Annotated in this window: 34 protein-coding genes; all 34 read left to right on the top strand. The window is 48.2% G+C overall.

What is annotated here, in order from left to right; genetic code table 11:
• Positions 1-741, top strand: coding sequence for a hypothetical protein (locus tag CA267_RS01875; RefSeq protein ID WP_139316232.1), 741 nt, complete (start codon positions 1-3; stop codon positions 739-741).
• Entirely contained in the window at positions 738-2,177 is a 1,440-nt protein-coding gene (gene dnaB, locus CA267_RS01870; protein ID WP_075609046.1) for a replicative DNA helicase, read from the top strand. The genes CA267_RS01875 and dnaB overlap by 4 nt, the downstream gene beginning before the upstream one ends.
• On the top strand, positions 2,174-2,458 hold the full coding sequence (locus CA267_RS01865; RefSeq protein WP_075609047.1) for a hypothetical protein: 285 nt from the start codon (positions 2,174-2,176) through the stop codon (positions 2,456-2,458). The genes dnaB and CA267_RS01865 overlap by 4 nt, the downstream gene beginning before the upstream one ends.
• The gene (locus tag CA267_RS01860) at positions 2,455-3,018 is read left to right on the top strand and encodes an MT-A70 family methyltransferase (RefSeq protein WP_217358049.1); all 564 of its coding nucleotides are present in this window, start codon (positions 2,455-2,457) and stop codon (positions 3,016-3,018) included. Before CA267_RS01865 ends, CA267_RS01860 begins: the two co-directional genes overlap by 4 nt.
• Positions 3,015-3,191 carry a hypothetical protein gene (locus CA267_RS01855; RefSeq protein ID WP_170669002.1) on the top strand — a complete coding sequence of 59 codons (177 nt, stop codon included), beginning with the start codon at positions 3,015-3,017 and terminating at the stop codon, positions 3,189-3,191. The genes CA267_RS01860 and CA267_RS01855 overlap by 4 nt, the downstream gene beginning before the upstream one ends.
• Positions 3,188-3,865: a hypothetical protein gene (locus tag CA267_RS01850; RefSeq protein ID WP_139316233.1), complete on the top strand. Its 678-nt coding sequence runs from the start codon at positions 3,188-3,190 to the stop codon at positions 3,863-3,865. Before CA267_RS01855 ends, CA267_RS01850 begins: the two co-directional genes overlap by 4 nt.
• The gene (locus CA267_RS01845; RefSeq protein ID WP_139316234.1) at positions 3,838-4,293 is read left to right on the top strand and encodes a hypothetical protein; all 456 of its coding nucleotides are present in this window, start codon (positions 3,838-3,840) and stop codon (positions 4,291-4,293) included. The genes CA267_RS01850 and CA267_RS01845 overlap by 28 nt, the downstream gene beginning before the upstream one ends.
• Positions 4,286-4,504 (top strand): hypothetical protein, encoded by a 219-nt coding sequence (locus CA267_RS01840; protein ID WP_075609051.1) that lies wholly within the window; start codon positions 4,286-4,288, stop codon positions 4,502-4,504. Before CA267_RS01845 ends, CA267_RS01840 begins: the two co-directional genes overlap by 8 nt.
• Positions 4,505-5,074, top strand: coding sequence for a recombination protein NinG (locus CA267_RS01835; protein WP_075609052.1), 570 nt, complete (start codon positions 4,505-4,507; stop codon positions 5,072-5,074).
• A 15-nt stretch (positions 5,075-5,089) separates the two neighbouring features.
• Positions 5,090-5,377, top strand: coding sequence for a helix-turn-helix domain-containing protein (locus CA267_RS19205; protein ID WP_075609053.1), 288 nt, complete (start codon positions 5,090-5,092; stop codon positions 5,375-5,377).
• Entirely contained in the window at positions 5,316-5,753 is a 438-nt protein-coding gene (locus tag CA267_RS01825; RefSeq protein ID WP_139316235.1) for a hypothetical protein, read from the top strand. Before CA267_RS19205 ends, CA267_RS01825 begins: the two co-directional genes overlap by 62 nt.
• Positions 5,754-5,772: 19 nt before the next feature.
• A complete protein-coding gene (locus CA267_RS01820; protein ID WP_075609055.1) occupies positions 5,773-6,414 on the top strand; it encodes a hypothetical protein in 642 nt (213 codons plus the stop codon).
• A 441-nt stretch (positions 6,415-6,855) separates the two neighbouring features.
• Positions 6,856-7,032 (top strand): M15 family metallopeptidase domain-containing protein, encoded by a 177-nt coding sequence (locus CA267_RS18965; protein ID WP_232367585.1) that lies wholly within the window; start codon positions 6,856-6,858, stop codon positions 7,030-7,032.
• Positions 7,029-7,265 (top strand): hypothetical protein, encoded by a 237-nt coding sequence (locus CA267_RS01810; RefSeq protein ID WP_075609057.1) that lies wholly within the window; start codon positions 7,029-7,031, stop codon positions 7,263-7,265. The genes CA267_RS18965 and CA267_RS01810 overlap by 4 nt, the downstream gene beginning before the upstream one ends.
• Positions 7,262-7,783: a hypothetical protein gene (locus CA267_RS01805; RefSeq protein WP_075609058.1), complete on the top strand. Its 522-nt coding sequence runs from the start codon at positions 7,262-7,264 to the stop codon at positions 7,781-7,783. Before CA267_RS01810 ends, CA267_RS01805 begins: the two co-directional genes overlap by 4 nt.
• A gap of 31 nt (positions 7,784-7,814) precedes the next feature.
• Positions 7,815-8,159, top strand: a complete 345-nt coding sequence (locus tag CA267_RS01800) for a hypothetical protein (protein ID WP_075609059.1) — start codon at positions 7,815-7,817, stop codon at positions 8,157-8,159.
• A 12-nt stretch (positions 8,160-8,171) separates the two neighbouring features.
• Positions 8,172-8,783, top strand: a complete 612-nt coding sequence (locus CA267_RS01795) for a phage tail protein (RefSeq protein WP_075609060.1) — start codon at positions 8,172-8,174, stop codon at positions 8,781-8,783.
• Positions 8,784-8,973: 190 nt separating this feature from the next.
• Positions 8,974-9,489 (top strand): terminase small subunit, encoded by a 516-nt coding sequence (locus tag CA267_RS01790; protein WP_075609061.1) that lies wholly within the window; start codon positions 8,974-8,976, stop codon positions 9,487-9,489.
• Positions 9,455-11,404 (top strand): phage terminase large subunit family protein, encoded by a 1,950-nt coding sequence (locus CA267_RS01785; protein ID WP_083638397.1) that lies wholly within the window; start codon positions 9,455-9,457, stop codon positions 11,402-11,404. Before CA267_RS01790 ends, CA267_RS01785 begins: the two co-directional genes overlap by 35 nt.
• Positions 11,391-11,606 (top strand): gpW family head-tail joining protein, encoded by a 216-nt coding sequence (gene gpW, locus CA267_RS01780; protein WP_075609062.1) that lies wholly within the window; start codon positions 11,391-11,393, stop codon positions 11,604-11,606. The genes CA267_RS01785 and gpW overlap by 14 nt, the downstream gene beginning before the upstream one ends.
• Positions 11,603-13,216: a phage portal protein gene (locus CA267_RS01775; RefSeq protein ID WP_232367584.1), complete on the top strand. Its 1,614-nt coding sequence runs from the start codon at positions 11,603-11,605 to the stop codon at positions 13,214-13,216. Before gpW ends, CA267_RS01775 begins: the two co-directional genes overlap by 4 nt.
• Positions 13,217-13,233: 17 nt before the next feature.
• Positions 13,234-14,505 (top strand): S49 family peptidase, encoded by a 1,272-nt coding sequence (locus CA267_RS01770; protein WP_075609063.1) that lies wholly within the window; start codon positions 13,234-13,236, stop codon positions 14,503-14,505.
• Positions 14,505-14,864 (top strand): head decoration protein, encoded by a 360-nt coding sequence (locus tag CA267_RS01765; protein WP_075609064.1) that lies wholly within the window; start codon positions 14,505-14,507, stop codon positions 14,862-14,864. The genes CA267_RS01770 and CA267_RS01765 overlap by 1 nt, the downstream gene beginning before the upstream one ends.
• Positions 14,865-14,875: 11 nt before the next feature.
• Positions 14,876-15,907 (top strand): major capsid protein, encoded by a 1,032-nt coding sequence (locus tag CA267_RS01760; RefSeq protein ID WP_075609065.1) that lies wholly within the window; start codon positions 14,876-14,878, stop codon positions 15,905-15,907.
• Between the two features lie 40 nt (positions 15,908-15,947).
• Positions 15,948-16,112 (top strand): hypothetical protein, encoded by a 165-nt coding sequence (locus tag CA267_RS01755; protein WP_170669001.1) that lies wholly within the window; start codon positions 15,948-15,950, stop codon positions 16,110-16,112.
• A gap of 2 nt (positions 16,113-16,114) precedes the next feature.
• Positions 16,115-16,402 carry a head-tail joining protein gene (locus CA267_RS01750; protein WP_075609066.1) on the top strand — a complete coding sequence of 96 codons (288 nt, stop codon included), beginning with the start codon at positions 16,115-16,117 and terminating at the stop codon, positions 16,400-16,402.
• Positions 16,395-16,829 (top strand): hypothetical protein, encoded by a 435-nt coding sequence (locus tag CA267_RS01745; RefSeq protein ID WP_075609067.1) that lies wholly within the window; start codon positions 16,395-16,397, stop codon positions 16,827-16,829. The genes CA267_RS01750 and CA267_RS01745 overlap by 8 nt, the downstream gene beginning before the upstream one ends.
• 142 nt (positions 16,830-16,971) lie before the next feature.
• Positions 16,972-17,892: a phage tail tube protein gene (locus CA267_RS01740; RefSeq protein WP_075609068.1), complete on the top strand. Its 921-nt coding sequence runs from the start codon at positions 16,972-16,974 to the stop codon at positions 17,890-17,892.
• Between the two features lie 8 nt (positions 17,893-17,900).
• A complete protein-coding gene (locus tag CA267_RS01735; protein ID WP_075609069.1) occupies positions 17,901-18,197 on the top strand; it encodes a hypothetical protein in 297 nt (98 codons plus the stop codon).
• A gap of 146 nt (positions 18,198-18,343) precedes the next feature.
• Entirely contained in the window at positions 18,344-18,490 is a 147-nt protein-coding gene (locus CA267_RS01730; RefSeq protein WP_170669000.1) for a hypothetical protein, read from the top strand.
• Positions 18,483-20,969, top strand: coding sequence for a phage tail tape measure protein (locus CA267_RS01725; protein WP_075609070.1), 2,487 nt, complete (start codon positions 18,483-18,485; stop codon positions 20,967-20,969). Before CA267_RS01730 ends, CA267_RS01725 begins: the two co-directional genes overlap by 8 nt.
• Positions 20,966-21,556 carry a hypothetical protein gene (locus CA267_RS01720; protein WP_075609071.1) on the top strand — a complete coding sequence of 197 codons (591 nt, stop codon included), beginning with the start codon at positions 20,966-20,968 and terminating at the stop codon, positions 21,554-21,556. The genes CA267_RS01725 and CA267_RS01720 overlap by 4 nt, the downstream gene beginning before the upstream one ends.
• A complete protein-coding gene (locus tag CA267_RS01715; RefSeq protein WP_075609072.1) occupies positions 21,553-22,185 on the top strand; it encodes a hypothetical protein in 633 nt (210 codons plus the stop codon). The genes CA267_RS01720 and CA267_RS01715 overlap by 4 nt, the downstream gene beginning before the upstream one ends.
• Positions 22,186-22,188: 3 nt before the next feature.
• Positions 22,189-26,337: a phage tail protein gene (locus tag CA267_RS01710; RefSeq protein ID WP_075609073.1), complete on the top strand. Its 4,149-nt coding sequence runs from the start codon at positions 22,189-22,191 to the stop codon at positions 26,335-26,337.
• Positions 26,338-26,376 lie beyond the last annotated feature (39 nt).

Below are 26,376 nucleotides of genomic sequence, written 5' to 3'. Positions count from 1 at the left end.
ATGCTTACCTTGGTTCAGCATAAGCCTTATACGGCCGAATTTAAGGGTATACAGGTTGCGTTGCAGCCTGGTGAATACGCGCTTGATTATGCCGATGCTGCAAATATGTTTACCGCTTTCAGAGATAAACGCCATGCTCGCCAGGTAATCGAAAAGTTCGTGAAAATGAACCAAATGTATACTCGCGAAATCATGAATGGTAAGCGATTTGTTGGCATTATTTTGGGCTTTTCAGGGTGGAAAAAGTGGCAAAAAGTTGGCACACCAGTTGGCACACCAGTTGGCACACCGAACATCACGGATTTAGCGGCCTACAAGGATGGTGTTGGCACACCCTCTGGCACACCCGTTGGCACACATATAAACAATAATGATCTTAAACAAGATATATATGCAGGGTCAGAGACCCAGCAGAGGCATACAGAGCTTCGCAAGAAAGCCTTTGAACATTTTTGGAAAACCTGGTCAAAGTGCAAAGAAACCGTAGAGCTAAAAAACACAGCACCAAAAGCCAAAACCTACACAGACAATTTTGTAAAAGCATTTCCAGACAAGTACATCGAACGGGTAGGCAAGAAGGCATTCGTGGAGGAAATCAACAAGCTTTGTGAGTTTGCTTCCATAGCGCATCAGGACATTGCTGACAAGAAAGGCACTAACGAAGAATCACCATATTTCAATCACTTGAAAATGTATCCGGCTAAGTTCCTGAGCAACAAGCAGTGGAGGGACGAAGCGTGATCTCCAATAACGCCAATCCTCACAACGTTGAGCAACTGCGTGTTCCCCCACACAGTCTCGCCGCCGAAGAGTCAGTCCTTGCAGCCATCATGGTGAAAAACGAAAACCTTGATGTCGTTGCCTCCATACTCAGCGAGAACGATTTCTACAGCCGTGCTAACCGGACAATTTACGGAGCAATCTGCGAAATCATGGGGAACGCTCAGGTAGCTGATATCGCAACCATCCCTGATTACCTTCGGGCAAAAGGGAAATTAGAAGACGCTGGCGGTGATACGTACATCTACGGCTTGGCAAGATCTGTTGCATCTGCCGCCGGACTAACTACCTACGCTCAAACCGTTCGGCAACGCGCCATGCTGCGTGAAGCCATTGCTGCGGCAAACGATATTCAGGAGCAGTGCTATAACTCAACCGGCCATGATGCCATCGAAATATTGGGTAGTGCCGAGAGCCGGATAGGGGAAGTGTCTGAACGGCTACTCACCAAGGTGCAGGATTACTCTATCGATGAAGCTATGCGCGCCACCGTCACTGAAATAGAGCAGCGGCTCAAATCCGGAAAGGAAATCGCAGGAATTTCTACGGGCTTGCCGGATCTTGATGCTCGCTTAAACGGTCTTGAGGCAGCGGATATGATAGTTGTTGCTGCTCGTCCTTCCATGGGCAAAACCACTCTTGCCATGAACATGGTAACTACCGAAGCCTTGCGTGACGGCGGGCGACCCATTGTTTTCAGCATGGAAATGCCTAAGCAGCAGCTGATGTACAAAATGCTGTCCAGCCTAGGGCAGATACCTATTAGCGCACTACAGCAGCCAAACAAAGAAACTGGCGGCATGAACGATATTCTTTGGTCGAAAACGTCTGGTGTGATGGCTAAATTACGGCAGAAGAACATGGAAATTATCGACGATGCCTACATGACCATACCGCGCATGAGGCTAGAAATCCGCCGCTTCAAAAAACGCTTTGGGAACCCGACGCTTATCATGGCTGATTACCTTCAGCTAATTCGCGGCACCACCAAGACCGACAATCGCACCAATGAGATAAGTGAAATCAGCCGTGGAATAAAAGCATTGGCCAAGGAATTCAATTGTCCGTTCGTCGTTTTGTCCCAGCTATCGAGGAATGTTGAAAGCCGCAACAACAAGCGCCCTGTGAACTCAGACTTGCGTGAATCCGGCCAGATAGAGCAGGACGCAGACAAAATTATATTCATCTACCGCGATGACGTTTACAACCCAAATTCTAGCGACAGAGGGTTAGCGGAACTTAACGTTACTAAGTGCCGGATGGGGCAGATTGGCATGGTTGGTTCAGCGTTCAGAGGCGAGTTCAGTCAGTTTTGCCCGTTGGCACACGGGCAACAGATTGTTGGTGAAGAAGGCAAGCCAAAAGCTTATTCAGACAAGTTCGAGGTGGGCGAATGAAACCTCACTTAGAAGCAATCATAGATTTCTCCAACGGCCGATGGGTAAGCGTTGAAGATGCAAAGCAGCATCTGAGCCACCGCAAAGCACTTAGTCAAACAATCCAGCAAATGGGCTACGGTGACGAATGCATCGTTGAGTTGAGCATGTCCAAGGGCCTAATTACCAGATACCGCGCGTTTCGCACTAAGGGCATGACAGTGATTGAGATAGCGAAATACAGAAAGAGCCTGGGCATTGTCACTGCGCCCGAGTCATATCCATGGAGGAAGTCGGCATGAGCAAATACGAAATTATCTACGCAGATCCACCTTGGTCATTCAATAACAAGAAAACCGGCGGCTCTATGACGTCAGGCGCAGCAAGTCAATACGATGTAATGACACTTGAGCAAATGAAGCAGCTCCCGGTGCCTGATTTATGCGCTGACAACTGCGTGCTCATCATGTGGTGGGTAGGTAGTCAGCCGCAAGAAGCGTTAGATCTCTGCAACGCATGGGGCTTCACGCTGAAAAACATGAATGGTTTTGTGTGGAACAAATTAACCAGAAATCAGAACCCGCATTTTGGGATGGGTTTCTGGACTCGCGCGGGTAGTGAGTCGGCCATCATCGCCACTCGCGGAAAGCCAAAGCCTGTGAGCCATTCAGTTAGGGCAGTTCATAGCGCAGTAGTCGGAAAGCATTCAGAAAAACCCTCGGCATTCCGCAATAAAGCCGTTGAGCTATGCGGCGACGTTCCGCGACTCGAAATGTTTGCCCGTACTCAAACCCCCGGCTGGGATGTATTCGGCAACCAGGTAGATAACAGCATTGAGATAAACAGCAAGGAGGCAGCATGACAAAACAAGAAATGATGGACGAGCGTGTACGTCAAGACATGCGAGCAAGTCAGAGTGATTTTCTGAAACGACAGAAGGAAGTTCGTGACGCAATTGAAGATCGGGAGCTCACTAAGCACATTCCCATGAATGACGATGACTACTATGAGCAGATGTTTAAGGAGATAGCGTGATGGATATTGATTGGTCGAAAGCGCCTGAGTGGGCGGATGTCTGGATGCAAAAAGATATTTTGGAAGAGGGGCGGCAGGCCGTCTACTGCTTCGCAAGAATACAAGGCGGCAGGATGTATAGCGAACCTTCCGCTCCTATTGATATGACGGAGTGGAAAACCATAGCAACAAGACCACAAGAGGAGAGCGAGGTGGAAGAAATGCCATTGTGGACTCATGTAGGCGTAGAGTCAGGAGATAAATACTACATAGAGTATGATCATGTTAACGCCCAAGCGTCAGCATTAAGCGAAAATGGAGATTTAGTTTCTACTTACACAGGTGGCGTCGGAGGCGAACTATTAAGACCAATCTTTGCCAGCGCGACTGACAGTCACGAAGTCGTTCGAGATATTAATGCCATGCCAGATCTAATTGAAGGCGACAAGCTGACTTTTGATAATGGCGTTTTAAATTTTTATGACCCTGAATCTATAAGCTCTGTTTGCTGCTCAAAACCAGCAATTGACAGGATTGTAAGCATCCACCGCGCCGGAAAACTTATTTGGGAGCGCAAGAAGCCTTTCACTGATGAGCAGATTGAAGCTGTTAGGGAGTATGACGCCTGGTTAGTAAGCGCGGCATGCAGAGAGCAAACCGTGGATGAATGGCTAGATCAGCGAGGTCAGTGGTGAACGGCCAGTTCTTCGTCGTTAATTCTGAGCACTCACTAAAATGTGCTCAGAATTATTTATTAAAGCAGTGGAATGAAAAAAAGTGGCTGGAAATGCGACTTAACTTCGACAAGACACGGAGCATTCCACAGAACTCATCGCTCCATAAGTACTGCCAGCAGCTAGCCGATGCGCTCAATGATGCCGGACACCATTTCGTCATCACTATTAACGGAGTTGAGACAGACTGTAACTGGAATATGGAGCGCGTTAAGGATTTTCTATGGCGCCCAATTCAGCAAGCTATAACAAAAGAAAAATCAACAACGCGCATTAGTACCAAAGAAACCACGATTATCTATGAGACGCTGAATCGGCATACGACGAGCAAATTAGGCGTCTACGTGCCGTGGCCATGCAAAGAAAACATGGGGGGGAGGGGTGAGTAACTTTACATTAGAACTGGAGGCTATGGCGGGGACTTCGATAGAAGACGTTATCTCTGAGGCAAAGGACTTAGCCGGAAGGTTGGGGATTGCGTATGTGAAATTTGATTTTAATGGCGTCAGCATGAGCATTCGGCAGAGGAGCGATGTTAAAGAGGCTGCTGATAAATTCAGAGAGGCGCTACGTAAGTCTCATAAGTTTGTGGTGGCTTAAATGAAATCCCGCCGCTGCTCGCAATGCAGAAAAAAAGGCCCTCAGGAAGAAATGCTAATCAGGAATTTGAAAGCGTTCTGTAACGTTGAGTGCTTTGCAGAGTTTGCGGCATCGAACATTACTAAGCTAGCAGAGCAGGGGCGTAAAGTTGAAAGGGCGCGAGTCCAGAAGAAAAAGCAGGCATTGAAAACGAAATCTGAGCACTTGAAAGAATGCCAGGTAGCGTTTAACCGCTTTATCAGGCTTCGAGACGAGGGTGAGCCTTGCATAAGCTGCGGAAGATATCACCAAGGCCAGTACCACGCGGGCCACTACAGAAGCGTAGGCAGCGCGCCGGAATTGCGGTTTGAAGAGCTAAATTGCCATTTGCAATGCACCCCCTGCAATAACCATTTATCCGGCAACCTAATCAAGTACCGGGTAAACCTGATTAAGAAGCTAGGAATCGAAAAAGTAGAATGGCTGGAAGGCAATCACCCGCCAAAACATTACCAAGTGTCCGAAATAATCGAATTAAAAGCACATTATCGCAAGCTTTGCCGCGATATCGAAAAACAGCAAGCGGCATAACGCCCGGGAAGCAGTATGAGTCAATCAGTAGAATTTAACTATCAAACACCATACATCCCGCGCGGCGGCTTAATCATAAGATACGCCAGGACCGAAAGAGGCTACAGCATGATAGAATATGCAGCTAAATTCGGAATAGCAGTGAACACGCTTGGCAGGTATGAGCGGGGCGAGACAGAGCCTAGCTTTTTCACGGTAATGTCAATATTAAAAGACTTGCAGATCGACTTAGTAGAGGCTTATGAAAATGTTAGACAGCAAAGCAAGCCGGACGATAAAAGAAACCCGCGCAGAGCTGCGTGAATGGGGTAGATTTTGGCAGCGGTATGGTACTGAAATAAGTTCCGGAGGAAGTTTGTTTGCTGCTTTCGTAACGCGGATGCAAAAGAGCAACCCGAAGTTTCACCGACGCGCGAGGGTCGGGCAGAAAGATTTTAGGGCGCAAAAGCTGGAAGGCGTAGAGCGTCCGGTCACTGCTACATGCTCGCCTACTCATTCGCCAATACTGCCACAGAACAAAGAAGTATTTGTTCCCTGGAGTCTGCAAGGTATTGATGACTTTATCGAATCAATGCAAACTGAATGTTCAGAGGCACTTAAGCAGCGATACATAAAAGATGACCGTAATTTTCGTAGTATCTGGCTGGATAGGGCTGAGAAGTTGGTAATGTACAGATAAAACCGAAAAGGAAACTCACTTGAAGAACGGACTATATAAATTACTAGCACTTATAGGAATTCCCGCAGCCTTTGTTCTCGGCTACCACGTAGGGAGGGTGGACAGGTTTTCGTGGGTAACACTGTCTGATTTATCTGACCTTGGTGGTTTACTGGCGGGGCTTGCGGGCGTTGCTTTGGCGATTTTTGGTTTTGATGGGATCGACGCTTGGAAGAAATCCCTGAAAGCAGGCCAAATCACAAGGGTAGTGGATGAAGCAAGTAAGTTACTGGAAGAGGTTGTGGGTTCTGGGTTCGCAGAGTTCATATCTGAAGCTACATACCATAAGACACCTCTCAATCCTAAGGATGGCATGAGGGCAACTATACTTGAACAAAAAGAACGTGCTAGGTCACATTGGAAAAATGTTAAGTATCAGTACGACCAGCAGCGCAGCCAATACAATTTATTGACCAGTCGCCTCTCTGCTTTAACCGGGGAAAGCCTTCCTGAAAAGGCAGCATCTGAGAGTGTAGCAGCAAGTATTAGTGAGGTTAAAAAAAGAGCGCTTGCGAGAAATATGAATGACGCATTAGCGCCCCTAAACTTGCAAGAAGAGCAAAAGAAAATAATTGCTGATGCGGGAGAAGGGCTCTTCTATTTTTATCCGTTTAACCGTTAATTAATTCAAACACCAGATATGGGTTTTTTATATCCCTTAAATTACCGTAAAATATTCTAAAGTCGCAGAAATTGCGTAGAGCCCTGACCTGACCGTCGGGGCTTTTTTGTTGGCTCTCCGTGCTTACCCAAAGCACATTCCACACCTCGCCCTGCACAGGGGCACCTAATTAGAATATTTATGTATCCATATAGCAAAACATCACAAAGCAGGCTCGAAACCTGCCATGCCGATATCCAATTGATATGGGCTGAGTTAGCCAAATACATAAATTGCTCAGTGTTCTGTGGCCACCGAAATGAAGCCGACCAGAACAGGGCGTATAGAGATGGGAAAAGCCAACTCAAGTGGCCTGACTCAAAGCACAACACATTACCCAGTTTGGCAATCGATAGCGGCCCGTACTTCCCGGACAAGAAAAACACTGACTGGGATGATCACATGGCGTTCGCGGTATTCGCTGGATTTGTGCAGTGTGTCGCAAGACAGCTTTACGCGGAAGGAAAGATAACGCACCTGGTACGGTGGGGCGGTGATTGGGATATGGACGGACAAACGTTAGATCAGAAGTTCAATGATCTTCCTCACTTCGAATTGTATAAGCCGAGTAAGTCATGAATCTTCTAAAGCGATTTATCGATATCGTCGTTCCTAGATTCATTGAAGAATGGGTGGCGCTCAAAGAAGTAAACGAACATCTGGTGCCAGTATGTTGTATCGATGACGTTAAAGAGCATGAGTACTTCAAGTGGATGGCTAAATCCCGAGGGTTTAATTTATTCGGCGCAATGCTCTTCCCTCAATTTGGTGAGCCCGTTCCATTTGTCAAAAGCGCGAAGGTTAAATCATGAATTGGTCAGACGTTGGCGGATGGTTAAAAGAGAATGCTGGCTCAAGTGCTACGCTTGTCGGTTCACTTCTAACAGGTAACGCACCTGCCGCTATTGCTGCTGGCGTTGCAATGGTAAAGAGCGCTACGGGTTCAGATACCCCAGATGACGTACTCGCATCATTTCAGAACAACCCGCAAACAGTTGTAGAACTAAAGCGTATTGCTCACGAAGAACAGAAAAGCATTCGCGACCACTTAGCAGAAATGGAGCGGCTAAAGCTCAATGATGCGCAAGCAGCTCACGCCACAACACAAGCAACTATTCAGAACGGCGATAACTCAGACAAATGGTATGTCGCTGCAACTCGGCCTGGCCAATCGTGGGTATCGCTCATAGCTGCTATCGTCTACGTATTCTACGATAAGTCGCCTGACGCAACTATCCTCATTCTGCTACTAACACTACCGTGGACATACGCAGGACTCAGACAGGTCGGTAAGGGTATTAATGCCGTTGTTACAAAAGCAAAAACCTAATCATCCGCATTCAAAGTTCAAAGGCTAAACGATGGACAAAATGACATTAACAATAGTGCTATCCATCGTCACGCTGCTTGTGAGTATTATTCAAGCCGCTTTCTGGTTTTGGGTAAACAGCATTAAAGAGCAAAACAAGTTACTGAACTCATCGGTAACGGAGCTAACCAGATCGCTCAACAAGACTTCAATGGAGTTTGACCGCGCATTAGCTGAGTACCAACTGTATGTAGCAAACAACTTCGTTAAACAGATACAGCTCGATGCCCACATGGACAGGATAGATAAGAACCTGGACGAGATTAAGAAAATGATTGAGCGCCTGCACGACAGAAACAACAACACTCACATCGTTACTCCTTTGGGTAGAGACTGATACTTCACTATTATGCAGGTCTCATTCAAGCACGACATCGCATCGCTCACGCAAGACCTTAAACGAATCAAAGAAAGCGCGATACCCAAGGCAACAGTTCAAGCACTCAACAGAACGGCTACCGGTGTAAGGACGGATGCTGGTAAGGCGATAAGTAAAGAGACAGGAATCAAAGTCTCAGATGTAAGGAAAGAGCTTAAAGTCTGGAAGGCCACCAAAGCCAAACTCAAGGCAGAGGTCAATGCCCGTACAGGTAGTGCCACTAACTTAATCAAGTTTGTTACCGCAGCCAATCAAAAGCCTAACCACTTCAATAGCCGCCGCAAACTCAAAAGCGGTAAGCGTGGTAAGTACAAAGCCAAGGGCGTGAAAGCAAAAGCCTGGGGTAAGTCCAAGACCTACGAGGGCACGTTCATAGGTAAGGGCAGAACAAGCGGTAAGCTCCTAGTGTTCACCCGCACATCAGATAAGAGAACACCACTTAAGTCTGTGTTAGGCCCGTCGATTAGAAACACATTCGATAGTCAGCCAATGCAGAAGCTACTACAGAAGTCAGCGTCCATACGATTCAATAAAGACATGGCAGCGGCTGTGAAGAATCAGATTCGACTTGCAACAAAGTGACGGGGCGCACCGAAATGGCGCGGGTTGTCAGCTTTCTTTGCAGTGTCAATATTCTTTACAAGAAAAAGGTACTTCCCAGCAAATCAAGGGCTTACGGGTACGCAGCAGCGCAAGGTTTGGCTATTTATGAGTCATTTTGAGTCGAAGTTGTTTTGTTATCCACTCTGAAACACACAAATAGAACACCGTTATGGAAACTTATTTACTGAACAAAAAGACCATGGCGGAGTCTTGCGGCATCTCAACGCAAGCCTTTGATAAATGGGGCGTGAAGCCATATCGTAAAGATGGAAGACAGCAGCTTTATCGGGTTCAAGATGTCATTGAAAACAGGATAGAAAAAGAGCTTAAGAAAAACAACAACCGAGTTAACCACGGCGGCGAAACTATCGATGTTGAGCTAGAGCGAGCCTTACTCACTCAACAGCAGCGCATCACGCAAGAAATCAAAAACGAGATTTTAGAAGGTCGGGCAATTCCTGTTGAAGCGGCCAGGGACATTTTAGCCAAAATTTTATCGCAGGTTGGTGCAACGCTGGACTCACTGGCACCAAACATTAAGCGACGTCATCCCGAGATAGAACAGCGCATTATCGACTTTATCAAATCAGAGACGATCAAGCATCAGAATGAGGCGGCTAACCTCGACAATCACTTAGACGAAATCATTGATGAAGTTATCACCCAGGCAGAGGCGAAAATTTAAAAAAGCGCTTTGCGAGGGTGCCCGTGTACTTTATCGAGAGCCACCGCTTACTGGTGTTGAATGGGCTGATGCTCATTACTACATGTCTCCAGAATCTTCATACATTGAAGGCCCTTGGAAGACGGCTCCAAGTCAGATTGCCATTCTCAACTCGATGTGCAATGACGACATCAGAGAAGTCAACTGGTTAAAGTCGGCGCGGGTTGGTTATACCAAACTTATCTGCGCCGCCATTGCTTACTTCATTGAGCATAAAAAAAGAAACGTCGGAGTCTGGCAACCCGATGATGGTGCAAGGGATGGTTTCAGTAAAAAGCATATCGACCCGATGCTTCGGGATGTTGACCCACTACGAGCCATATTTCCTTACCTAAACAAAAAGAGCAAACAAAACACCATCGAGAACAAAGCCTTCGTCAATAGGCGCGAATTGTTCTTGATGGGCGGCAAGGCTGCGAAGAACTACCGCGAAAAATCACTGGACGTCTCTATCTACGACGAGCTGTCGAAGTTTGATCGGGATGTAGAAGGTGAAGGCTCGCCAACGTTCTTAGGTGATAAGCGCCTTGAAGGTTCAGCTTTTGGTAAATCAATTCGGGGATCCAGCCCCACAGTAAAAGGCGAATGCCAAATTACCGAAGCGGCCGACGAATCAGAGCAGGAATTTCGGCGTCACATCCCTTGCTGTAAATGCGGGGCACACCAAGAGCTTATTTTTGGCGGTAAGGATGCCAGTCACGGTCTTGAGTGGAATAAAGAACTTGAAGGTTCAGAACGAGCCAGATCAGCAAGATATCGCTGCGTAAGTTGTGATGACACATTCACATACGCCGATTTTATCGAAGCGGATAAGCAAGGGTATTGGCTGAGTAATAACGGTTTGGCCACTATTGATGGCATTACCTATTACCACCGTGACGATTTCCCTGAGAAAAAGCGGATAGCGCCCACGCCAGAATCAGTGACGTGGATCCTTAATTCACTTTACTCAAACTTCTCGCCTTGGTCTCGCATTATCACCGATTGGTACAAGGCGCAGGGCAACCCGATGAAGCTCAAGTCGTTTATCAACACGACATTGGGTGAAGCATTTGAAGAACTAGAGCGGGTGAAAACAGAGCCTGAGCATCTTCTTGCTCGCCGCGAACACTACAATGCGGAAGTGCCAGACCGAGTAGGATTTATCACCGTGGGTGGTGATATGCAAGATCACTGGGCTGAATTTACCGTTAAAGGCTGGGCTGCTGGCGAAGAAAGTTTTGTTATCGACCAGTTTGAGGTTCACGGCGATCCATCCACGCCGGACTTCTGGGACATGTTAGAAAAGCCGCTACGAAAATCGTACACCAAAGCGAACGGGCAAGTAATGAATTGGGCGACGGGAGTATTTGACTCCGGTGGCCACTATACCGATGAGGTTTATAAATTCACCAAGCGCTTTGGTGTGATGCGACTATTCCCCGGCAAGGGCGCGAGTGAATACGGCAAGCCTATCGCGACGAAACCTAAAAAGAAAAATTCACACGGCGTCTACCTGGTAATGGTCGGCACCGACAATGCCAAAGATATGATTTACGACAGGGTGTGTATCGTTCCTAGCGATCCCACTGTTCCTCACCCTGGCAGCATGCACTTTCCGATGAAAGAGTGGTGCGACATTTCATTCTTCAACCAACTTCTAGCTGAAGTGAAGAAGCCCCTGATTGTGAAGGGGCAAAAAACGTATCGATGGGTTAACCCGCCAGGCAAGCGGAACGAGAAGTTGGATTGCGAAGTTTACAACCTTGCAGCGCTTCGTATCGCGCAACAGTATTTTGGGCTAAATCTTGACACCCTAATTCCTCAATATGAAGAAAGCGCAAGCAAATCACCCAGTATTTCAGATATAGGCAGATTACTAAATGGCAACAGTTGAACAGACACAGCAGTTGGCTGAAGCCAGAGCTGCGCGTCATAAGCTCATGACAGGCACCGCTGTCGTTCGAGTAAACAAGGATGGTATGTCCGTCGAATATACTCGTGCAACGCTAACGCAACTCAACGAATACATAGATGCGTTAGCACGGGTAGTTGAAGGAACTGGCCGTCGCATGCCTCCGGCAGGGGTCAGATTTTGAAAGATGTTAAAATACTAGATCAGAACGGCCAGCCTATGGCGTCTGCGTTTCGTGGTGCGTCAGGTGGGTTTGGCAATCAACTCTCCGATTGGATGCCTACGCTAAAAACAGCTGACGCCGGTATACTTCCCGACCTGCAAATGGGAAGTGCCCGCGCTGATGATCTGGTAAAGAATCATGGCTATGCGAGCGGGGCAGTACAGCTGCATGTTGATAATATTGTTGGTTCGCATTTCCGATTGAGCTACAAGCCTAACTGGCGGTCTTTAGGAATATCCGAACAAGACTCACGCGCAATGGCCGCTGATGTTGAATCTGCATGGAAAGAGCATGCGGAAGATCCGGTTGGCTGCTATCTGGATGCAGAAAGAAAGCGCACGTTCACTATGATGGCGCGGGAAGTTGTAGCCACACACGTCAACTTAGGTGAAGCGATGGCCTCGGCAGAATGGATATCCAGATCCGGAAGCCTCTTTAAAACTGCAATTAAGATGGTCTCCCCCAAGCGAGTATCCAACCCTCTTGGTGTACCAGACTCTGAACGGCTGCGTGGTGGCGTAGAGCAAGATCGCTACAGCTCAGCTATCGCATATCACGTTTTAAATCCTCGGTACGGTATCGGTGAATCCTTGAACGGGTTTAACTCTGGCGGCTGGCGTCGGGTACCGCGCGAAACACGCTGGGGAAGACAGCAGTTTATCCATATTTTTGAGCCTCGCGAAGACGGCCAAACCCGAGCGGCCACACAATTTATGGCAGTCATGGAGCAATTATTCATGATTGATAAATTGCAGATGACCAAACTGCAGAATGCTGTTGTTAGTGCTATGTATGCCGCTGTCATTGAATCTGAACTAGATTCTCAGACTGCTCACGACATGATCCTTGGTGCTTCTACTGGCGGGGGGAATGTTCAGCAGGGTTTAACTAACATGCTGGCGTTCTCTGGGCAATTCCATCAGGGCGCTAACGTAAAAATGAACGGGGTTAAAATTCCGCATCTGTTCCCTGGCGAATCCCTGAATCTTAAAACGCCCGGTAATGCCGACAATGGCTTTGCTGATTTGGAATCCGCTATCCTTCGCTACACCGCAGCCGGAATGAATATGAGTTACGAGCAGCTCGCCCGTGACTACTCCAAAGTGAATTATTCCAGTGCCCGCGCTTCAATGATGGAGTCATGGCGCTATTTTATTGGTCGTCGGAAGGTCATTCCTGCGCGATTTGGGGCGTCCGTTTTTTCACTGTGGTTTGAAGAAGCGATACAGCGTGGATACCTCACATTGCCGCGTAAGGCAAAATATAACTTCTACGAACGTAAATCTGCCTGGTGTAACACGGAATGGATCGGTACTGGACGTCTTGCTATCGATGGCCTTAAAGAAGTCAAGGAAGCGGTGCTTCGCATTGAGTCTGGTTTATCTACCTATGAAAAAGAACTAGCCACCATGGGTGAAGATTATCAGGAGGTGTTTAGCCAACAGGTCAGGGAAGCTGAAGAGCGAAAAACCGCTGGGTTACCCCCGCCAAGCTGGGCTCAGGTTACACGGTTCAATGAAACCGTAGAACCAGAAGAGCAAAACCCCCAAACACAGGGAAAGGCCGCGTAAAGTGGTCTTTTATATCTATGCTTGAAACACTATTAAACCAGTCTCTGGCGATGGACGCGAAATCAGCGCGCCTGTTGCTCGCCTCCTTAGCAGTAAAACAAAAAGGCGGCTTAAGTCTTTTTGATGAAAAAGGCGTTGTTGATACAGAGGGTAAACCTCGCGTTTCACAAACGCCCAGCGCTTACCATTCCAGTCATGGGGGTTACGCCAACAAGCCCTATTACTTGGTAGACGGCGTAGCGGTAATTCCGGTATCTGGCGCATTGATTCATAAGTTGGGATTTGTCAGTTCCTACATCTCCGGATACGACGCCATAGTCGCTATGTTCGATGCAGCCAATCAGGATCCAGACGTCAAAGGTATCCTGTTATCCATTAACTCACCTGGCGGCACTGTCGCGGGTTGCTTCGACGCTTGCGACCACATCTTTGAAAATAAGCAAAAACCGTTATGGGCCATCTATGACGATATGGCCTGCAGCGCAGCAATGTGTATCGGTAGCGCAGCAGATAAACGCTTTACGACCCAGACCGCAATAAGTGGCTCTATCGGCGTGGTGCAAATCCATTCCAGTTACGAAGGAATGCTGAGCGAATACGGCATGGAAATTACCATGATTTATTCGGGCTCTCATAAAGTTGACGGCAACCCTTACAAAAATTTACCCGACGATGTTTATCAGCAATTCAAATCCTCATGCGATGAGTTGCGCGAACAGTTTGCTGGAAAAGTTTCTCGCAATATCGGCCTTTCGCTCGATGAAGTTTTAGCAACGGAAGCGCTTTCCTATACCGGCCAAGCTGCTGTCGATGCTGGCTTGGCTGATGAGGTGATTAATTCCCACAACATTCTTACCCATTTCACACAACACCTGTCCGGCACGGACAGTCAACAACAGCGGAGCATCACAATGAGTGAGCAAGCAACCCCAGCGGCAGACGAGACGGTAAGTGCCGGACCTGAAGCCCAACAGCAAGCAAGCCCGGCAGCGTCAGCCCCAGCGGTTGACCAAAAACAGCGTTGCGCTGCCATCCTTAAAGCCCCTGAAGCCGAAGGCCGTTCTGATTTAGCTCAGCATCTCGCTTTTAACACCGATTTATCTGCAGAAGATGCAGTCGCGGTAATGAAGGCATCGCCTGAAAGCAAATCCGCCGCCCAAGGCAACGCGCTTGATATCGCAATGAGCGCCACAGAACAGCCTGGCATTGGCGCAATTGCAGAAGCCGAAGAGGAATCCGAGGCCGCCAAATATATTGCAGCCTATAACAAATCTGTTGGAGTTAAGTAATGTTTACCGAAACCTATGATTATGAAGATGTCACAAGTGGCAGCGATCAGATTGCCACTACCTCAGTTACCATCGCGTCTGGCCAAAACCTTGCGGCTTTCACGCCTATTGGGCAGGTTACCTCGTCAGGTAAATATGTCGAAACCGATACTGCCGCCACTAACGGAAGCCAGAAGGCTGTATACATTACGCCCCAGGCAATCGATGCAAGCGCGGGTGACGTGACTTGTCAAGTTTTTAAAGCTGGCACGTTTGATCCTTCCATGCTCGCTTGGCATGCAAGCTTTACCGACACAACCAAGTCGCTGGCATTTGTCGGCACCCCGATCAGCTTGCAGACCAAAGCTGCTAAACTTTAAGGAGCAAACACATGTTTAATGCAGTTAGCACTAGCACTATGCTAGAAATCGTACAGACGGTAGGCAAGTTTGAGTCATTCTTCTTGTCTCTGTTTTTCCCAAGCGTGATCACGTTTGATGATGAATATATCCATTTCGACAAAGTTTCCGAAGACGTTGTTATGGCGCCGTTCGTTTCTCCTGTCGTTGCCGGCAAAGTTCACAAAGAGCGTGGTGGAGAGCTTAAAACCTTTAAACCCGCCTACTTAAAGCCCAAGCATGCCATTAAGCCCGGTCAGTTGCTCAAGCGTCGGCCTGGTGAAGCCTTTCTTGGCTCCATGTCTCCAGCGCAACGTAAAATGGCGGCACTGACCGACAATCTTGTTCGCCAAGACAAAGCGATCACCTATCGTGAAGAGTGGATGGCGGCGCAAGCCGTATTAACTGGAAAGGTCCTTGTGAAGGGTGAAGACTACCCAGATCAGGAAGTTGACTTTGGTCGCTCCGCTGGCAACAACATTGCCCTTTCTGGCGCTGCAAAGTGGGATACTGTGGACCCTGCCACTTACGACCCTACCGATGACATCACTAACTGGGCGGAGAATGCGACAGGCTCTGTCGGTCTTATCGTGATGGGTAAGGGCGCATGGACTAAATTTAGTTCATTTAAATCAGTAAAAGAGAAGTTGGATACGCTTCGTGGTAGCTCTTCTCAAATGGAAACAGCCACAAAAGACTTAGGCATGGTAACAAGCTTTAAGGGTTACTTTGGTGACGTAGAAATCTGGGTTTATACCGGTCAATACACCGACCCAGAAACGAATGAGAAAGAATACTACATGCCTGCCAACAAGATATTGATGGGCAATGCTGCTTATTCTGGCGTCCGGGCGTATGGCGCCATTCACGATGTGAAAGCGAATGACGAAGGCGTTGTTGCCGCGTCTCGCTGGCCGAAAACGTGGGCGCAGGACGATCCCTCGGTTGAATACGTGATGACGCAATCAGCACCGCTGATGATCACGCCAGACCCAGATGCTTTCGTGTCTGTTACTGTCTTTTAATCTGAGGGGCTAACGCCCCTCTTTATTTTTAGGAGTCACCATGTCCAGTGCAAAGCCTCAGACAGAGAAAAAAGCATCTGCCAAAAAGGTAGAGCTACTATTTACTGTGCAAGTTAAACCCGGTGAAGATCCATTGACGCCAGGCGAGCACAATCTTGATGCAGATTTAGCTGACGCCCTTATCAAAGATAAATTGGCTAAATAGCCATGTCGTTTGAAAGTATTCTCAACCAAGCAGCGCAAGACTGCATTGATTGCCTAGGTGAAGAAGAAAACATCATCGTTAGCGGCGTAACGGTGCAGGCTATCTTTAGCGATACCGAGTTTGAAGGCGAAACCGGCGTTGAGCGAATGACAGTGATTACAGTGAAAAACGCCGATGCTAAATTCTTCCGCCGTGGCGATACGCTGCTGGTGAGAGATCGAAATTACACTATCGAGCGAATACCCACCACAGCAGAGCCGCTAATCGATATTGAGGTGAAAAGTGCATAGAGCCGGTGAGATTGTCACAACGATTTTTGATGCCCTTCAACCACTTTTGGAAGATGGCCCCACACTCGATGTGCAGCGCAACTCTTCACGCCTACCGTATGACCATCCGGCTGTTGTTGTGCGCATGGGGCAGGACTTGCCAGATTCAGTCGGTACCCATTTCATCGATTGGGACCTGGTTGTGCATACCGATATCCTAACCCGAAGTAACACGACCAGCCTGGATGAAGAAGCGTTAAATATTCGCAACCAAATTCACGTGCTACTTATGGCTAATCCCGACCTGAATCTTGCTTACGTGCAAAGCATTACGCCGTTGGGTCAGTCAGAACCTGAATATTCTGGTGATGGCGATAAATACACGATGGCCGTTCGCCAGTCGTGGCAAGTGAAGTACCGCACTAGCATTAACGACCCTTCGCAGTAAGGTCGAACAGAATTTAAACACAAACCCGCTTCGGCGGGTTTTTTATTGCCCGGTGAAAAATTATGAACGCAAGAAAGAAAGTCGTCACCCGCAAAGGCGGAAGCAGAACCACCGAATCACCTAAGAAAAAAGAGGAAAAGTAATGCTGACTACTCGAGAAGCGATTGCTTTAAAAATTGAAAGTACGCCGGGTACTGAGTCAGCGCCTGATCCACTGGTTGACTCAATATTGGTATCTGCCGTTTCGATTTCTAATGAAGGGCTTCGGATGATAGAACGCCCGAACATCAAGCCTTCTATTGCCACTGATCAACAAATTTTCGGCGGCACAATGAAGAAGTTGAGCTTTACCGCTGAGTTAAAAGGGTCGGGGACGGCTGGCACTGCACCGGAAATAGGACAATCCCTTCGTGCCTGCGGACTATCTGAAACAATAGGTGCTGGCACAGTTACGTACGCCCCTGTTTCTGATGGCCATGAATCAGCCACGATTTATTACTACCAGGACGGACGCCTGTACAAGCTGTTGGGGTGCAAAGGTAATGTCACGTTGAATGCTGAGGCAGGCGCACTTGGCACTGCACAATTCGAATTTACCGGACACGATGGTGGTTTAGCTGACGCTTTATTCCCTACATTGGCCTACAACAGCACGGTGCCTAAACCTTTCATCAAAGTGGCGTTCAAAATTGATGAGTATGGCGCCATCATCAACTCCCTTTCTCTGAATGCTGGCAATAACATCGTTATCAATGGCGATGTATCTAGCGATTGGGGGTTCGGTGATGTGGAAATTACGAAGCGAGATCCCAACGGCACCATCGACCCTCGCGCAGTCAGCCTTGCTACCAAAAATTTCTATACAGCATTCAAAGACGGTACCCGACTGGCACTGAGCACTGGTCCTGTGGGCAGCACAACCGGTAATCGCTATCAAATCGATGCCTCCATCGCTATCCGAGAACTCGCCCACGGTGAACGTGAGCAGATCCGCACAGACGATTTGACGTTCGGTTGTCATGAGACAAACGGCGATGACGACTGGTCCATCACATTTAGTTAAGGAATCCCATGCAAGCACTAGCTAACGAAGTTTTTACACCCAAGGATCAAGAGGGCGCGCAGACGCCCAAAACCTACACCATTAAGGCATTGAAACCGCTTCAGTTAACCGAGGCGGTAACCGCTGGCATGGACTACACGCTGGGACGGTTCACCTTTTCGTTCCCTGCCATCATTACGCTGCTTAAATACGGTCTTGAAGATCAGAAGCTTATAGAGAGCATGCCAGCCGCACATCACGCGGTTGTTGCCAAAGCTATCTACGAGAAATCCAGTCTCGCGGATGAAGAAAGAAAAAACTCATAATCGCAGTTGAAGTCACTAAACACGCTAAAGACTACAACTGCGAAAGGTGCGCTTTTGGTCGGTATTGCAATGATTCCAACCCGGCACCTTACGAAAAATGGGAAATCCCCGAAATAGGTCTGTCGTCAAAGACCTGCCTACTTCCCATGATCACACATCAAAGCAACGAGCTCATCAAGCTTTACCACTTTTATCGCAAAGGCGTAATGGCAGTGGCGGGCGGTATTTACGATCAGCCAGTGAAGTACGTTGATGCAATGCAAATAATAGAAGCGCAGGTTAATAGTGAATAAATACGAATTTATCATTTCCGCTAAAGACAAAACTGCGCAAGCGTTTCAATCGATCCATTCTGGATTGTCTGGCGTCACGAATGCCGCCAAGGCTTCAGCTGCGGCGGTGGCTGGCGTGGCCGTATCATTTGGCGCACTGACCGTGAACGCTGTGCGAAACGCGAAAGAGCTTGACGCATTATCGAAAGTGGCGGGCTATGGCGTTGAAGAATTTCAGGCGCTTAGCTACGCGTTTGACCAGTTCAACATCAGTCAAGAAAAATTCGCTGATATTTCCAAGGACGTTCAGGACAAGCTAGGTGACTTTTTAGCAACTGGCGGCGGTGAATTCGCGGATTTCTTTGAAAAAGTAGCGCCTCAAGTCGGTTTAACCGCTGACGCTCTGAAAGACTTGTCCGGTACCGATGTGCTTATTGCTGTTAAAAAGGCAATGGACGATGCGAACGTAAGCGCGAAAGAGCAAGTCTTCTACATGGAGTCGATCGCTAACGACGCTACGTTGCTACTTCCTGCGCTGAAAAACAATGGAGAGGCAGTCCGCCGTTACGCTGAGGAGTTCCGCGGACTTAATGCCGCCATGAGCCAGTCTGAACTCAACACCATGAAAGAAGTGGCAAACGATTTTGCTCGGGTTGAGGCGTCTCTAACTGGCGTTGGAAACAAAATTGCCTTTGAATTTTCACCGTACATACAAGCCGCAACGGATCTTCTGGTTGATGCAACAAAAGAATCGAACGGATTTGCCAAGGAGATAAAGGAAGGTTTCGAAGCTGCCGAGGATATTATAATTACCACGGCGGGAGCTATTTCGATTGTCACTAGCATAATGGGTGATGCTTATGATGGCTATCGTACCCTTCCGGGATGGATGCAAGAGATTGGACTAGCTGGTGCGTTCATCGGAGGCAAGAAAGGCCTGGCGGTTATTGCTGCAACAGGTAAAGCATTAGATGGCGTAAAAAACACAGCAGAGTGGCTTGCTGCATACACGACGGGGCAAATTTCGTTCGCTGAATGGATATCTGCTGACAACGAGGAAGCTGCTCAGAAGCTTGATGAGCTAAAAGAAAGTCTGGCAGGTTTTGGCGAGCAAGCTAGCAATATGCCTGACGTCTCCTTCGGTGATACTGATTCTTGGTTTAATAATTTCTCTGCGCGAGTAGATAAATATAAGCAAAAGCGGAATGAAGTTTCTGGCGGCCCGGAAGATGAAAAAAAACCTGCCCTTATCAATGTAACGAGAGCGGAAAGAGAAGCTAAACAGTTTTTAACTATCGTTGATCTCCTGAATGAAGTAAACGGCAATCCCATTCAGATCGATACTGAATTTTCCGGATTGGATAGCGCTTCAGATTGGTTGCCGAAAGACCTTAATATCAACCTGCCTGTTTCGGGTAGATTCGATTTTGACGACACATTTAAATCATCAGCAGAGAATTATTGGGGGGATATTAACGACAACGGCTTCCTGAATTTGAAGCCCACCGTCGATTTAACAGAAGCATCCGCTGCCAACCAGTCACTTATTGACTCTGCCGCATCAACGTTTGAACAAATTCACGAAGAGCGCCTTCGCTTTGCTGGGCTTGATGAACAAATAGAAGAGGAACGTTATCAGCGCCAACTGACGCGGATGCAAGATGAAATAGCGCTGATAGAAAAGAAAGGGTTACTGACTCAGGAATTAGAAGAGGAATATCGTCAGGCTCAACTCGATGCAGAAGAAAATCATGCGTCGCGTATGCAGGAAATTAAAGGCGGGTTTTGGGAAAAGTGGCTAGAAGCGGCTGAAGAAAACCTGACAAATTTTGATGAGTTGTCGCAAGCCACGATAGAGACATTTTCGGGGCAGATGGGTAGTGCTCTGGAATCCGTGATGTTTGACTCTGAATCTACAGGCGACGCCATAAAAGGCATAATTGAAGGTATGGCCAGAAGCACAGTTAGCGCGCTCGGAGCAATGGCCGCGCAATGGCTTGCCTATAAAGCCGTACAACTTTTAGTTGGAAAATCCACTGCGGTGGCAGGGGCTTCAGGTCTTGCGCTGAACGCGCAGGCATCTTCTTTGATGGCAGGCCTCAATGCGTTTACCAGCACTGCCGCCATCCCAATCGTAGGTCCATTTGCAGCCCCGGCAGCAATGGGTGCGGCACTCGCTGTAACTCAGCCAATGGCAGCAGCGATAGGGGGATTAGCCGCCTCTGCTGCGGTAGCGTCTTACGACGGCGGTGGCTATACCGGAGATGGGATACGCGCGGGCGGGCTTGATGGTAAAGGAGGTATGCTGGCAATGGTTCACCCCCAGGAGTACGTCACTGATTTCACAAAAGGTCAGCGACTAGGTGCAACTTCAGGAATGTCCATTAGCGTTACTAATCACCTCGCAGGATCTTCCGACGATATCTACGCTGCACTTGAGCGCCAGCCAAAGCGGTTGAAGCGCATGCTCAACAAAATCAGCAACAGGCCCATAGCATGACGTTCCCCGTTGATAAATTTTCTGATGCGTCGTTTGAGTTGGTTCCGGATACACGATTGCCCTCAGCGCGTCTTTTCCGGTACCGCTCAAAGGGCAGTAAAGATCCTTACTACATGATCTCATTAACCAGCTCTATGTTGGACTACGCCGAAGGTATGGGCGTGGCCGCAGTGATAGATAGTTACATGGGGGGCGAAGCTATCTTCCCGCTACCTAATCCATTTCCCGAAATAGCAAGTCACACAGGGCTAACTTTAGCCCAGGTAGTGCAGCGGGGTGCTCGTCAGATCGTTATTGCAGGATTGCCAACAAATCGCTCCAACGCAGTTCCAGCTGGTGATTTTATCCAGATTTCAGGTTCTGAAAAGGCTTACCAGATTGCTATCGGAGATGACTCTGATTCGACTGGCCGTGCATTGGTGACGCTATCACAACCTGTCATACAAGCCTATTCCGCAAGTGCGCAAATTGCCTATGGCAAGCACGTAGAGTTTCAGGTCTGTGTTGAAGACCGCTCAAGCTGTGAAGTCAGCGCCAAGAATTCCAAATTTATCGTTCACGATGTCGAGCTAATAGAGCAACTATGATCCCGCTTTCAACTTCTCAATTGGACCGCTTAAAGCGCCGCGCCAATCAGGGGCGCACGTCCATTTACCTGATAAAAATGAAGATAGCCGGCACTTGGTATCGCCTGACCGATGCAGACATGCCAATCACCTACAACTTTGAGGTGTATCACCCGGGTTACCTGAACGGCGATGATATTGATGATTTTGAGACCACGTCGGACCCCAAAACGAACGACATTACTATACCGCTTGATGCTAATGAAAAAACGTTCGTGGCCTTATTTCTCGGCAGTGGTTGGATGAACGGTGAAGTGATTGTTTATGAGCATCACCGCGACGATGAAGGGGAAATATTTACCAAGAATGTTTATCAGGGGTTGTTAGATGATTTCTCTATCAGCGAGGAAAAGCGCCAGATAGACGTCAATGCGGCGTCCATTTGGTCTGACTTCGAAAAAACTTCAGGAATTCGGACGAATACGGCCTCACAACAACGTTTCTATCCCGATGACACTGGCTTCAGGCACGTATCAAAAGCCCAACGAAAAATCTACTGGGGCAAAGAAGCGCCTATATCTCGAACCACGTATACCGGCGGGCGAGTCGACAAGCCTGTTGGTGCCAATCTACATTTTGCGGAAAAGTAAATAATGGGTCTTTTATCGGGTATTGGCGATTTTCTCTTCGGCTGGATGGCGCCAGACGTTGAGCAAGCTGGCCCCCCAGGCACTGAACTAAACTCAGCCTCAACTGAAGCGAATATCCCTAAGATTTTCGGTAAGGTGAAAAAGCAAAGCGCCCTGGTCGCATTCAAACAAACGAATGACAACGACAGTGACGATATTAAGAATGATCTTCTGCACATCATCGTCGTTTGGGGCTACGGTGTCGAGTCCATCGACGAGCTTTACATTGATGATATTGCTTACTCAAGCAACAGCACTGCGTTTGAGCACGATGGGGGCGGAAGGGCGGTTTATGCGGTCAATTTTATCAACGGCATGGATGGGTATGTCGACTCAAATCTAACTCGGGCTGGGTGGGGAACGAGCGATAAACTTACCGGCTTGGCTTGCACATACTTTCGGTTTGAGTATCACGGCGGCGAAAATGCCATTACTTCTGAGCCAAAGCTAACCGCAGATTTAACCGGCACGGCAGAAACCAACCCAGGCTACGCACTCAAGGATTTGTTGAAGTCTCCGATTTACGGAAAAGGCTTGAACGACAGCTTTATTAATCTGCCCGCGGTTTCAGCTTGCAATAGCCTTTCCAGTCAATTAGTCGAAACCTATATTGGCTCAGGTGTCTATCGCCCGTTATTTACGTGCAACACTGCGCTTGACACTGAAAACTCGGTGTTCGATAACGTCAATACTATTCTCAAGTCAATGCGGGCCATCATGCCCATATTGAACGGGAAACTCACGCCGATTATTGAACAGGACCAGGCACCGGTTCCGATAATTATCACGCAAGACGATATTATTGAAATGGACGACGTTAAAAACTCGTCCAAATCTAACAGGTACAACCGTGTAATCGTAAAGTATTACGACCCAGATGCAGATGGCACCGCGCAGGAAGCGGTGTATCCCATTCCAGATTCTGACGAAGATGTGGCGTGGCTGGCTGAGGATAATGGCTTCCGCCTTGAAAAATCGTTCGATCGTAAAACGTGCGACAACTACTACGAAGCATTAGAGCACGCAAAAACCTTGGCTCGCATATCGAGAGAGCAGCTTCATACAACCATCACATTGCCTAAGTGGGCAACGGTATTTGAAGTGGGTGATATTGTGCCTGTGCAGCACGACTACTACGAGTGGAACGAAGAAGCGTTTCCCGATTATGGGGGAAAGTTATTCAGGATCACATCAAGCAACGAAAACCGCCGAGAAGTCACGCTCTCTATTCGTGAACACCAACCTTATCTCTATGACTTTTTCGGGCAGGGCAATAAACCTGCGTTAGCCGATTCAGGCATAAACAACGCCCCTCCTTCTGTTCCAACGGGTGTTACTGTCACGCCTATCTATGACGGCAATAGGCAGCTTCGCATCAGTTGGAGCGGCGACGCATCCCGATTCGATTACCAGGTGCTTTCAGTAGGTGGCGATGTTGTCGAAACGAGTCGCATTGCACGCTCTTATGTGGAGTTGGCCAGCTACTCCCTTGGCTCTTACACTTTTCGCGTTCGCGCCGTGGGCGGCATGGCTGAGCTATCGGCATGGTCTACACCGAAAGATTTGGAAGTGTCTGGCCTCGATTATTTCACCTGGAAAATTTATGCCGACGACATCAACGGTGCAAGCCCCAGCAAGACGGATGCGACGAAACCTTTCATTGGCTATCTATACGGGCAATTGAAAGAAACTTTTGATATTAACGCTATTGATATTAGTCAGTTCGGTTTCTTCCCAAACACGGCATCACAGTGGCTCTTTGGTGAGGGCACACCCCCTGCAGCGATGGGTAATGTCGGTGATACATATCTCGAACAAACTACCGGCGATATTTATAAAAAAACCAGCTCTGGCTGGGGCTCTCCTGTTGGAAATATTAGCGGTTCAGATGGTGATAAGTGGCTTTCTGGAACAAGTGCGCCAGCCGCTGGCACCGGCTCTAATGGTGATATGTATCTTAACACCACGAACTACGCGTTATATCAAAAGGTAAACGGCACGTGGGAGCCTCGCGGCACAATCAAGGGTGAGCAAGGCATTAAAGGTGATACCGGCGATAAAGGAGACGACGGCGAAGACGGTAAATCAGCACCTAACGTCATCGCTCATCGCTTAATGAAGTGGGATTTCCGAACGAGTATCTACGGCTGGACCCCGCTTAATTATTCGTCTGCAAATATCGTTAATAAAACGCTGAGAGTCATTTCTAACGGCGGAGGCTCAGTAGGCATGAGTCGTCTGAATTTGCAAAGCGTTTCGGGTAGCGATTATCACGTCGTATTGCTCAAAGTTAAGTGCATTTCTGCATCATTAAACACCACAGCCAGGTTGTATTACATCAGGCAAAGCCAAGCGGGAACTGGCTACACGTCAACGCAGCGCGTCGATTTACCAGTGAAATATAAGCAGGGAGAGTGGACTTATTTAGAATTCGATATGCGCGCTGTATCGTTGTGGACGTCAAACAATTTGTACGGCGTTCGTGTTGACGTCGGACCGGCTGCTAACTATGAAATCGATTCAATCTACATAGGCTACTACGGCAATGCTGACGAGACTGATTATGACGACGGCCGGATATCGAATGATAGAATCCAGGCTAATTCAGACGGCACAATTTCCTACCAGCTCAGTAACGGCAGTTGGGTAAATCTCGGTAAGGTCACGCGTGCTGGATTGGGCGCAATTTCTGACTCAGAAGCGCAAGCCATGGCGGATGACGCACGTGATGCGGCTTTTCAAAATGCGTTAGCGTCTGCGTTACTGCGGAATCCTTCCGGCGAAGGGCTCAACTTCATGAACCCGCTATACCAGAATCCTGTAGATGGCGTACCTGTTTCGACGGGAAGTGGCGGTGAGTTCTCGATTAATACATGGTCTGGGCACCCGAACCCTTCCCGTGGCAGCATGCTTCAATTGACCGCAAACGCTTCTGGCGCTTACATGTATCTCGGCAAGACAGTTAGTGAATACAACATTAAGTTGATGCCGAACAGAAAATGGATTGTCAGCTTCTGGATAAAAACCGGGGAGGGGTATAGCTTCACGAACCAGGTGCACTTTGCTTATATAAATGGCAGTGGACAGCGGGTTCATTTATCCCAAAACTACACAACACCAGGTAGGTACAACGCCTCTCGCGTCTCAGTAGTTATGGATATGACGCAGAGCAACAACAGCGCAGTGACTGATGTAATATTGCGGCTTGATTGCGATACGTCAGGCTATTGGCTCCTGTTCGATCAGATAATGATTGAGCCGGTGAGAGAAAGCGACACGAATGGCACGGAGCCTTCGCCCTACGTAAAACCTTTTTTGCAGCCCCCAATCCTGAAAAGCCAAATACTCCCTATGACCGCGCTGGGCGGGGCAAGAACGGCGTCGGTAACGTCATCGTCAAGCGAGCAGTTATTAACGTCCACTGTTGATCCTAGCTCATCATCGAAAGCACGGATTACGATAGCTTCACACACTCTGCAAACTGGTGACGGACCAATTAACTACGGCGCTAAAAATATTGATGGTAAAGAGCAAGACAAATGGCACTACGTTTACATCGACGACCCTTATTTCGTAGGCGGAACAACTTACGGCGCAACAACGAGTGTCGGTGATTTAACCGCTAACAATTATCGCTACTACATAGATGCCATTCAGACCTATGTGTCTGGCGGCGGCACAACGTACCCGCCAATGCCTTACTGCCCGCACGCGGAAACGTGGCTCACTGAAACGCTGCAAGCGAAAGATGCTCAGGTTGGTGACACTATCGACGCAGTAACGAATGGCGAAATTCATAAAGCTGAAATTATCTCTATTTGCGCCCATCGTTCTGACTGCGTGCGGATAACGAGTGCCAGCGGTTGTGTGAAAACAGTGTCTGTCTGGACACCAATTGATTTACGCGACGGCTCCACGATTCGCGCTATCAATCTCTGGGGGCATCAGATACTGGCGGAAGTCGATGGAAAGCTGGTTTGGGAAGATATCGTTAATCTCGAATTTATCGAAGACCAGCCGGTAATGCATTTATCGCTGGGCGGTATGAATTTCCTTGGCGGCAAAACCCCGCACAACCGTCTTGTAACCCACAACATACAACAAAAAAGGTAAAACCGTGGAATTAGATTTTTCGATACTCACAGACCAAGA

It is taken from the genome of Alteromonas pelagimontana, from assembly GCF_002499975.2.
In the GTDB taxonomy this organism is placed as follows: domain Bacteria; phylum Pseudomonadota; class Gammaproteobacteria; order Enterobacterales; family Alteromonadaceae; genus Alteromonas; species Alteromonas pelagimontana.
This window is presented reverse-complemented; position numbering and strand designations above follow the sequence as displayed.